General features: G+C 57.5%; 7 protein-coding genes. 3 read left to right on the plus strand and 4 right to left on the minus strand.

The genetic code is table 11. From position 1 onward, the window contains the following. Positions 1-422 (plus strand): TM2 domain-containing protein (locus NW839_RS00665; protein ID WP_414380426.1); only part of this gene is annotated, 422 nt, incomplete at its 5' end. Positions 423-440: 18 nt separating this feature from the next. Here the strand turns inward: NW839_RS00665 and NW839_RS00670 are convergent. From NW839_RS00670 to mfd, 3 genes are all read right to left on the minus strand, one after another. After that, positions 441-1,223: an ABC transporter permease gene (locus NW839_RS00670; RefSeq protein ID WP_414352152.1), complete on the minus strand. Its 783-nt coding sequence runs from the start codon at positions 1,221-1,223 to the stop codon at positions 441-443. Next, the gene (locus NW839_RS00675) at positions 1,220-2,155 is read right to left on the minus strand and encodes an ABC transporter ATP-binding protein (RefSeq protein ID WP_414352151.1); all 936 of its coding nucleotides are present in this window, start codon (positions 2,153-2,155) and stop codon (positions 1,220-1,222) included. Before NW839_RS00675 ends, NW839_RS00670 begins: the two co-directional genes overlap by 4 nt. A gap of 120 nt (positions 2,156-2,275) precedes the next feature. Then, positions 2,276-5,752 (minus strand): transcription-repair coupling factor, encoded by a 3,477-nt coding sequence (gene mfd, locus NW839_RS00680; protein ID WP_414352150.1) that lies wholly within the window; start codon positions 5,750-5,752, stop codon positions 2,276-2,278. A 499-nt stretch (positions 5,753-6,251) separates the two neighbouring features. Between mfd and NW839_RS00685 the strand changes: the two genes are divergently transcribed. Both NW839_RS00685 and cydB read left to right on the plus strand, forming a co-directional pair. Next, on the plus strand, positions 6,252-7,685 hold the full coding sequence (locus NW839_RS00685; RefSeq protein WP_414352149.1) for a cytochrome ubiquinol oxidase subunit I: 1,434 nt from the start codon (positions 6,252-6,254) through the stop codon (positions 7,683-7,685). 193 nt (positions 7,686-7,878) lie between these two features. After that, the gene (gene cydB / locus NW839_RS00690) at positions 7,879-8,928 is read left to right on the plus strand and encodes a cytochrome d ubiquinol oxidase subunit II (protein WP_414342791.1); all 1,050 of its coding nucleotides are present in this window, start codon (positions 7,879-7,881) and stop codon (positions 8,926-8,928) included. Positions 8,929-9,021: 93 nt separating this feature from the next. Here the strand turns inward: cydB and NW839_RS00695 are convergent. After that, on the minus strand, positions 9,022-9,401 hold a 380-nt coding region (locus NW839_RS00695; protein ID WP_414380428.1), incomplete at its 5' end, for a zinc ribbon domain-containing protein.

Below are 9,401 nucleotides of genomic sequence, written 5' to 3' on the forward strand. Positions count from 1 at the left end.
ACCTGGGCAAGACCGGCACAGGCGTTCTCTGGCTGTTCACCTTTGGCCTGTTGGGCATTGGGCAGTTGATCGACCTGTTTTTGATCCCAGGCATGGTGGAAAATCACAACTTCAAACTGGCAGTTCTACAGGGATCCCAGCCTTCCCCAACGCCTGCAAAGGCCGTTTCAGCGCCTTCTCAGCCCTTGAAAGGTCAAGCTCTGATGCGGGAGATCCTGCGGCTAGCCCAACAGCGGCAAGGGATCCTCACCCTTGCGGAGATAGCTATCGACTTACCTGCCGACTTTGACGAAATTGAAAAGGCGCTGCAAGAGCTGAGCCGGCGGAGCATGGCTTTCCCCGAAAACAACCCGGTCACTGGAGCGGTAGAATACCACTTCCCTCACCTGCTGCACCGCTCCCCCGACCAACGTTCGCTCTAGATGCCCTCCTGCAGACCTCTACTGGGATCCCAGGATCCCTTGACGTTTGGCTAGCCGCATTGCCCAGCGAAAGGCCAGCAGACCCAGGCCGAAGTAGAAAATGCCGCTGGCTAGAGCCATGGCCAAGCGCAGGGGATCCAGCCCTACCTCGCGCACCATTACGTCGCGTAACAGCCCAGCCCCCGCCGTCATGGGCAGACTTTGCCCTAGCCACCTCAGGGATCCCGGCCATTCTTCCGTGGGAGCAGCCAACAGAAAAAGCAAGCCGAATTGGCTGATAATTAAAAGCTGCTGAATTCGCTTCCAAATCAGAGCGGCGGATCCCAGCAAAAACGAGAAGCCGTAGGCCCCCAGCACCACGCTCACCAAAGGCAACACCAGAGCAGGGGGAAACCGCAACCGGCTGCCCGTCAGCAATAAGATGACGCCCAGAATGACGACGACAATGGAAAAGCGCAACACCAAGCTGGCACAAGCCCGTGCCAAGAAGAGAGTGGCTGCCGAAAATGGCGAGAGCAACACCTGCTCCAAGGTGCCTGTCTGGGCTTCCACCTGCAGGTTGAGGGCGATGTCGTTCACCACAAAAATGACCAGCGTCCAGAGCACATAGCCGATCACCACCGCATCCAACCGTTCGCCAAATTGGGAGGCAGGCCCTGCCACATATTGGGCGCCGGCAAAGAGGGCATAGAAGAAGAACGTGGTGATCAGGATCCCGCCCAGGGCCTCCGCCGGATAGCGAATGTACTGGATCCAGGCCCGCTTCAGTTCAGCCCAAAACAGGTGTATCACCGGCATCATCCTTGCCCCTCTCCCCTTTTCAACAACTCGAGGAAAATATGGGTGAGATCGGCTTCCTCTCGTTTGAGGCTGAGCAAGGGCAAAGGCTTCAAGATCTCCAGCACCTGATAGAGCATCTCTGGCGGGCCGCTGAACCGCACCCGATGGGATCCGAGAATCTTCACCCCTTGGCGGGCCAGTTGTTCAAACCTCCAGGGATCCAGCCCCTGTTCCAGCTCGATCCGGTAAGTACCGACGGCGCCGGCAAAGTGCCGGATCAACTCTCCCGTGGGGGCTTGGGCGATGATCACCCCTTGTCGAATAACGGCTACCTGATCCGAGAGCGCTTCCGCAATATCCAGTTGATGGGTGGTGAGCAAGATGGCTCGACCCGAAGCGGCAATTTGGCGGATCAGGGATTTCACCGCTTGCGCCGATTCCACATCCAACCCCAGGGTGGGCTCATCCAGCAGCAACAGGGCCGGTTGATGCAGGAGGGCGACGGCAATGGCCACCTTCTGCTGCATGCCCCGCGAAAGGGTTTGCACGGCCACATCTTGTTTCTCCTGCAGGCCAAAGGTCTCCAGCAGCTCTAACCCCCGTTGCCGAGCGGTTCTGGGGGATAGCCCCCGCAGCACACCGAAGTACTCCAGGTTCTGTAGGGGGGTCATCCGCCAGTAGAGGTTGCGATTGCCTTCCAGCACTGCCCCCACCTGGGCCAGGGCCCCCGGATCGGTATGGGGATCCCGTCCGAGAACGCACACTGTGCCCGCGTCGGGTTGGATCAGGCCGGCAATCATCTTAATGGTGGTGGTCTTGCCGGCCCCGTTGGGCCCCAAAAAAGCCAGGATCTCCCCTGCTGCCAGCGTCAGGGAGACATCCACCACCGCCCGCACCTCCCTGCCTCCTTGCCGGTAGGTTTTTTGGAGGTGGTGAGCTTCTAGAACTTTCATGACGCGAACCCGATGCAAACGCGAAGCCGATGCAAAAAGGAGCGCTGAAGAGAGGAGGGCCGGCCATTCCACTCTCTCACACCAGAGCATGGGCCCGCCTCGAGAGGGATCCGGCAAGATCTAGGGGGTCATTGGGATCCCAGCCTCCATCCGGCTCAGGGCCAGGCTCATCTTGTCCAGCCACTGCAAAAGGTTCTCCAGTTGCTGCGCCGCCGGCACCATCCCCAGACCCCGCACCGTCACCTTGCCCGGTTGGTAAACAAAGCGAGGCTGCAGGTGAGTGGGCAGAGCCTCTTTCAGGCGATTCCAAGCCGGCTCCTCCATGGGGGTTTCCAAAAGGACATGCTCCTTGGCTGGCCTAATGCGGGAAAAGCCCAGCGTGCGGGCCAGGATCTTCAGCTCCATCACCCGCAGCAGCTCCTGGGTAGGCTTGGGCAGGGGGCCAAAGCGGTCTTGCCATTCCTGGGCAATTTGCAACAGCTCGACCCGAGAGCCGGCAGCAGCCAGGTGTCGATAAGCCTGCATCTTTTGATCTTCGTCGGGGATATAGCTTTGCGGGATCATGGCGGTTACATTGAGGTCAATTTGTGTGTCCTCCACCTGTGGGATCTCCTGGCCGCGAATTTCTCGAATGGCTTCTTGCAGCATTTCCAGGTAAAGATCGAAGCCCACCGCATTGACTTGCCCGGATTGTTCCGTTCCCAGCAGGTTGCCAATGCCACGAATTTCCATATCCCGCATTGCCAACTGATAGCCGGATCCCAGTTGGGTAAATTCCTGAATGGCCTGTAGGCGTTTGCGGGCCTCCTCGGTGAGGATCCCGTCTTCTCGGTAAAACAGCCAAGCATGGGCTTGGATCCCAGCCCGGCCCACCCGCCCCCGCAGCTGGTATAGCTGAGCCAATCCAAACTCCTGAGCATTTTCAATCAAAATGGTGTTGACGCGGGGAATATCCAAACCGGATTCGATAATCGTCGTGCAGACCAGGATATCGATTTCCCCATTGTTAAAAGCCAGCATCGTTGCCTCTAGCTCCCCTTCCGGCATCTGCCCGTGGGCAATGGCAATGCGAGCACCGGGCACCCACTCCCGCAATTTGGCACTGGTTTCTTCGATGCCTTCAATGCGGTTGACGACATAGAAGACTTGACCGCCGCGATCCAACTCTTGGCGGATAGCCGTGCGGATGACTTCGGGGTTGTAGGGAGAAAGGTGAGTTTTGATAGGCCGGCGGGAAGGAGGCGGAGTTTGGATCAAGCTCATTTCCCGCAAACCCGACAAGGCCATATACAGAGTGCGGGGAATAGGGGTGGCGGTGAGGGTGAGTACATCCACCTGGGTTTTGAGAAGTTTGATTTTCTCTTTTTGGTTGACGCCAAAGCGCTGCTCTTCGTCAATAACCAAAAGGCCTAAATCCCGAAATTGCACATCCTTGCCCAAAAGCTGGTGGGTGCCCACCACAACATCCAGTTCGCCACTCTTGAGACGGGATAGGATTTCTTTTTTCTCCTCCGAGGTGCGGAAGCGGTTGAGCAAGCCCACTTGAATAGGATAGGGAGCAAAGCGCTCTTTGAGGGTGTGGTAGTGCTGCTGGGTAAGAATGGTGGTTGGCGCCAGGAGAGCTACTTGCTTGCCGGCGGTTACGGCTTTGAAAATGGCACGGATTGCCACCTCTGTTTTGCCAAAGCCCACGTCCCCACACAGCAGCCGATCCATAGGGCGTGGAGATTCCATATCCCGCTTGATCTCCTGGACAGCTCGGAGTTGATCCGGCGTCAGGGGATAGGGGAAAGAATCTTCCAGCTCCTGTTGCCAAGGAGAATCGGGCGGGAAGGCATAGCCCTCCTGTTCGGCGCGTTTGGCATAGAGCTGCAGCAGGTCAAAGGCCACTTTTCGCAGGCTCTTTTTCACCTTCTGTTTGGTCTTTTCCCAGGTGCTGCCGGACATCTTGTGCAGGGCAGGTGGTCCATCCCCGCTGGCGCGGTAGCGGGAAAGGGAGTTGACCTGGTCGGCAGCCACCCGCAACAGGCCATCGCTGTATTGAATAACCAGGTACTCGCGGGTTTCGCCCCCGATGGTGAGGGTTTCCAGGCGCAGAAACTGGCCGATGCCATGCGCCTTGTGGACAACAAAATCCCCCGGCTTGAGCAGGTTGGGATCCACCTGGCGGGAGCTGGCCTGGCGGCGCTTGCGCACATAAGTAGGGGTGGCCAGGCTGTGCTGGCCGAAAAACTCGCGGTCGGTGAGCACCACCCACCCCAAGGTGGGCAGGAGAACCCCCTCCAGCTCGGCCAGGCCGGAATACTTGAGGGCCACTGGGGTGTAGGACTGCAGCTGGCGCTCGATGGCCGGGAAGTCTTTGGGATTGGGCACGTACTGGGCGGGGCAGTCGTGTTCCTGCAGCAGAGCTACGGTTCGGGAGGGCTGGGCAGAGAGGATCCACACCTGCAACTGCTGCTTGCGGTACTCGCGCAGGGTTTTGGCCAGGGATCCAAACTGGTGGGGAGCAGTAGGCACAGGCCGGCTTTTTAGGTCAAGGGCAGCTTCGGCTTCGCCAGCAGGGGCAAAGGTGCGGGCCAACAGGCAGGGGAAGGGATCCCAGTCGGGAGCATGGAGATCGAAGGGGCGGTGAAAGGGCTGCAGAGCCGGCTCCGCAACCTGGGCCTGTTTCCACTGTTCTTGGGCGTGGTAGAGCCACTGCTGGCTGTGGGCCTGGCACTGCTCCGGCTCGTCGATCAGGATCAAAGCCTCGGGATCCAGATAGCTCAGCAGGTTGGCTGGCGGATCGTAGAGCAGGCCGAGAAAACGGCGCAAGCCCTCCGGAGGAGACGGCGACTGCTCCAACTGCTGCCGCAGACCCTGGGAAAGCTGATCGGCTTTTTCCTGCAGAGCCGGCCAGAGGATGGGCCCGTAGCCGGTGGGAGTTAGCCAGACATGGGGGATCCCGTCTTGAGAGCGCTGGCTCACCGGGTCAAACTCCCGCAGCCGCTCCAGCTCGTTGCCAAACCACTCTAGGCGCACCGGCCACTCGCAGGCCACCGGGAAAACGTCGAGAATGTCGCCCCTTTGGCTCCACTGCCCCTCGCTTTCCACCAGACTCACCCGCTGGTAGCCCAGACGGGTCAACTGCTGCCCCAGTTGCTGGGGAAACATCTCCAAGCCGGGTTCCAGCTGGAGACAAAAGGCCCGCAACACCTCTGGGGGAGGGAGGTGGGGTTGGAGGGCCCGCTCTGTCGCCACAATGGCCATGCCCTTCTTCCCCTGGAGGCAATCGGCCAGCACCTGAAACTGGCCCCACACCAGCTCCGGTTCCAGGTCAAAAGGTTCGTAGGGGGAAGCCTCTGAAGTAGGGTAGAGCTGCACACTCTCCCAGCCCATGCCCTCCAGTTGCGCCGTCCAGCGGCCTGCCTCCTCCAAGGTGGCAGTGACCACCAGCAGGGATCTTCCCTCCTGCTGGGCCAAAGCCGAGGCGATCAACCCCTTGGCAATCCGCCCTGCCCCCTGCAGATTTGCCCGTCGCTGCGATCTCAAGCAGGTGGCCAGCTCTTGAATCAAGCCGGACTGGCCTAGAAAGCGCACCAGCGGAATAAACGACATCTTCCACCCCACACTGCAAACTGCGATCCCAACAAGCAGGGATCCCAATTCTGGCAGGCTCCGGGGACAATCAGCAGCCGTCTGCCGGCTCTGTAAACCGGAAGTCCTCCCTTGCTGGGAATCGCTCCTCGATCTATTAGGGCAACAGTTTTGTTGTTTTTTGTTGTTTAAAGACGAAGAAAACCAGAACCCTATGTCAATGGCCTGCCAGGCTTTGGCCGCTAGGTTCGCAGTGCGCTCTTTGTCTTGTAGTCTAAATTACAAAAAAGGGTTCACACTTCCAGAATCCTAAAATTAACCTTTAGAGTCGGACGGCTTGTCGATTGTCTTAGCCAAGATTCGATGTTAGAAGGAACCACAAAGCGCGGCTTTCCCGGCCTCATCTGATGTCTGCCAGTCAGCAAGATGTTTTTCATGCAAGAGATGTAGCTGTATCAATTGCAGCAGATGTTGTCGGAAAAAGCTGTATGGGTCAATTCATCTAAACTTGGTACAAATCATGTTTCTGGATACCGTTGCCCTTTCTCGTCTACAGTTTGCCCTCACGGCCATTTTTCACATGTTGTGGCCGGTTTTAACAACGGGGATGGCCATTTATCTCGTTGTGATTGAGGGACTTTGGCTAAAAACCCGCAACTTAGATTACTACCGCCACGCCCGTTTCTGGTCAAAACTCTATGTGTTGAACTTCGGTATTGGCGTGGCCTCAGGCTTGCCAATGGCCTTTCAATTTGGCATGAACTGGGCACCTTTTTCCGAAGCAGTGGGGGACTTCTTTGGAACCATCCTGGGCTTTGAGGGCACGATGGCCTTTATGCTGGAGGCCAGCTTTCTGGGGATCATGCTGTTCGGCTGGGAGCGCGTCCCGCCGGTGATTCACTGGATCTCGACGATCCTGGTGGCCTTTGGCGCCAACTTATCCACCTTTTGGATCCTGACGGCCAACTCTTGGCTGCAGACGCCGGCAGGTGGTGTATTTGTGGATGGGAAGTTTGTGGTGCGGGACTACCTGCAGGCCATTGTCAATCCCTTCATGGTCAACAGCTTTCTGCACATGTTTTTTGCCACCTTGGAAACCTCTTTGTTTGTTATCGGTGGCATCAGTGCCTGGTACATTCTCAAGCGGCGGCACAGCGAGTTCTTCTCCCGCTCCCTCAAAGTGGTCTTGGCGATGGCCCTGGTGGTTGCCCCCCTGCAGGTGTATATCGGCCATTTGAGCGCAGAGCAAGTGTATCGCTATCAGCCGGCCAAGCTGGCGGCCATGGAGGCCCAGTGGGAGACGATCCCTGCCGGCGAGCGGGCAGACTGGAGCCTGTTGGCTGTGCCCAACGACCGCAAAGAGCGCAACGAGTGGGAGGTGAAGATCCCCGGCGCGCTGGGCTATCTGCTGGAGTTTAAGCCCCGCTTGGATCGACCCATTCAAGGGCTCAAAAGCTGGGATCCCCAAAATCGTCCCCACATGGTTGGCCTCATCTACTACTCCTTTAGGACAATGGTGGCCATTGGCCTCCTCCTAGCCGGGCTTGTCGGAGTTACCCTTGTGCAATGGCTGAGGGGCAAGCTCTCAGTGGAGGCCCTTTCTCAGCAAAAGTGGCTGATGAGAGCTTGGATCTTCGCAGCACCCCTGGGATACATCGCCGTTGAAACCGGTTGGATCGTCCGCTGTGTGGGTCGGCAGCCCTGGATTGTGTATGGACAACTGCGCACGGTGGAATCGGTTTCGCCCCTGCCGGCAGGAGAAGTGCTGTTTTCTCTGGTTGGCCTGACCGCGTTGTACACTGTGTTCTTCGTTGCCGCTCTCTACTTTGGCAGCCGCATCATCCGCGAAGGGCCAAACCTGGAGTTGCCCGCCCCTGTCCCGGCAACGCAGCCGGTGATCGTGGTCGAGCCTGCCCGCCACGAGCCAGATCGCCGTCCTGCAGAAGCTCGGTAGCAGCAGTTTGGTAGCCATCTAACTGGTGACTCCAAGTAGCAACAGGGCAACGTAGCAGGCCCATTCCCCACAGCAGTGAAACCCTTCGCTACGTCAACTCCCAACTTCCCTTCCCTAGAGGGAGAGGGACTGGGGATCGCCATCGGGAACTGTCTCGCACTGGTCAGAAATACTCAAAGCAGAGGGAACAGCGATGGAATCTTTTGAGCCTTTACAGCGGTTTCTGCCCCAGGTTTGGTTTTTTATCCTGGGCCTATTCCTATTTCTCTACGTTCTGCTGGACGGGTTTGATCTGGGAGTTGGTATCCTCTCCCTGACGGCCTCCAGCGAGACCCGGCGCAGCATCCTCATGACCAGCTTGGGCAATGTTTGGGATGCCAACGAGACGTGGCTGGTGTTGATGGGGGGATCCCTATTTGGATCTTTTCCTCTCGCCTACGCCACCATTCTCAATGCCCTCTACATACCCTTGGTGATCATGGTGGTGGGCCTGATCTTGCGGGCCGTTTCCTTCGAGTTTCGGGAAAACGCCGACAACAAGTTGGTGTGGAACATCGCCTTTGGAGTGGGCAGCTTTTTGGCAGCCTTGGGCCAGGGATTTGCCTTGGGCAGCGTCTTCGAAGGGATCCGCGTGGACGAAGCCGGCCACTTTGCCGGCAGCCCCTGGGATTGGCTGACCTGGCGCACGCTGTTGGTGGCTCTTACTTTGATCCAGGGCTATGTGTTAATCGGCTCAGCCTACCTAATCGTTAAGACCACCGGCGAGCTTCAGGAAACCTACTACAAGACGGCAACCATCGCCACCTGGACAACTTTACTGGGGGCAGTGTTTATCACCATCAGCACTCCTATCATGTCCGAGCAGGCGCGTGCTCAGCTTTTCTCGCCCCCTCTTTTCTACATCTTTGCTGCCATCCCAGTTCTGGGACTTTTGTTGGTGGCGTTGTTGCTGCGCAGCCTGCGCCGGCGGGAAGAAAATAGCGTTTTGGTTTACACTTTTTTGATCTTTGCGCTTTCTTTTATCGGCTTGGGGTTCATGGTCTTCCCCAACATCATCCCCCCCAGCGTCACCATCTACGAAGCGGCGGCCTCCCCCAGCTCCCTGGTGTTTATGCTCACCTTTATTGGCTTTCTGATCCCGGTTATCTTGTCCTACAACATCTACAACTACGTGGTGTTCCGGGGCAAGATCGTGGTGCAGGAAGTGGCGGCGGAAGAGGCCAAAGTTCCAGAGGCAGTTTAAGCTGGCCTGAGGATGCAGCAATAACCCCGCCCGGTGATGGGCGGGGCAATTTTTTAGGTGCAATCGAACGTCTACAGAGAAAGGCTGATACATTTACGCTGAACACTGCTGAGCATTACTGCTCAACGGTGAAGCGATAGCATTCTGTCCGTTTCCGAACAGAAAGGCGGTATCCCGCAAAGCTCTGAGCATAACACCCAGAGCGCCTTGCCAATCTCGTGGTAGCCTATGGTTGCATTTTGGGCATCTAAACACCTTTGCGCCACCCAACTTGGTGTGGATGTGCCCACACTTGGTACAGGTTTTACTGGTGTACGCCTCCGATACTTCCACGACAACCACGTTTTTCTTTTTGGCTTGAAATTTCAGGAACTGCTTGAACCGATAGTGCGCCCAGGTGAGTATCGCCCTTGCTGTCTTGCTACCAAACTTCCTCCCCGCCTTGGCAACCATCTTGGCTGACTCGAAAGTGG

This window comes from Synechococcus sp. R5-15, from assembly GCF_047462035.1.
Taxonomy (GTDB): domain Bacteria; phylum Cyanobacteriota; class Cyanobacteriia; order Thermostichales; family Thermostichaceae; genus Thermostichus.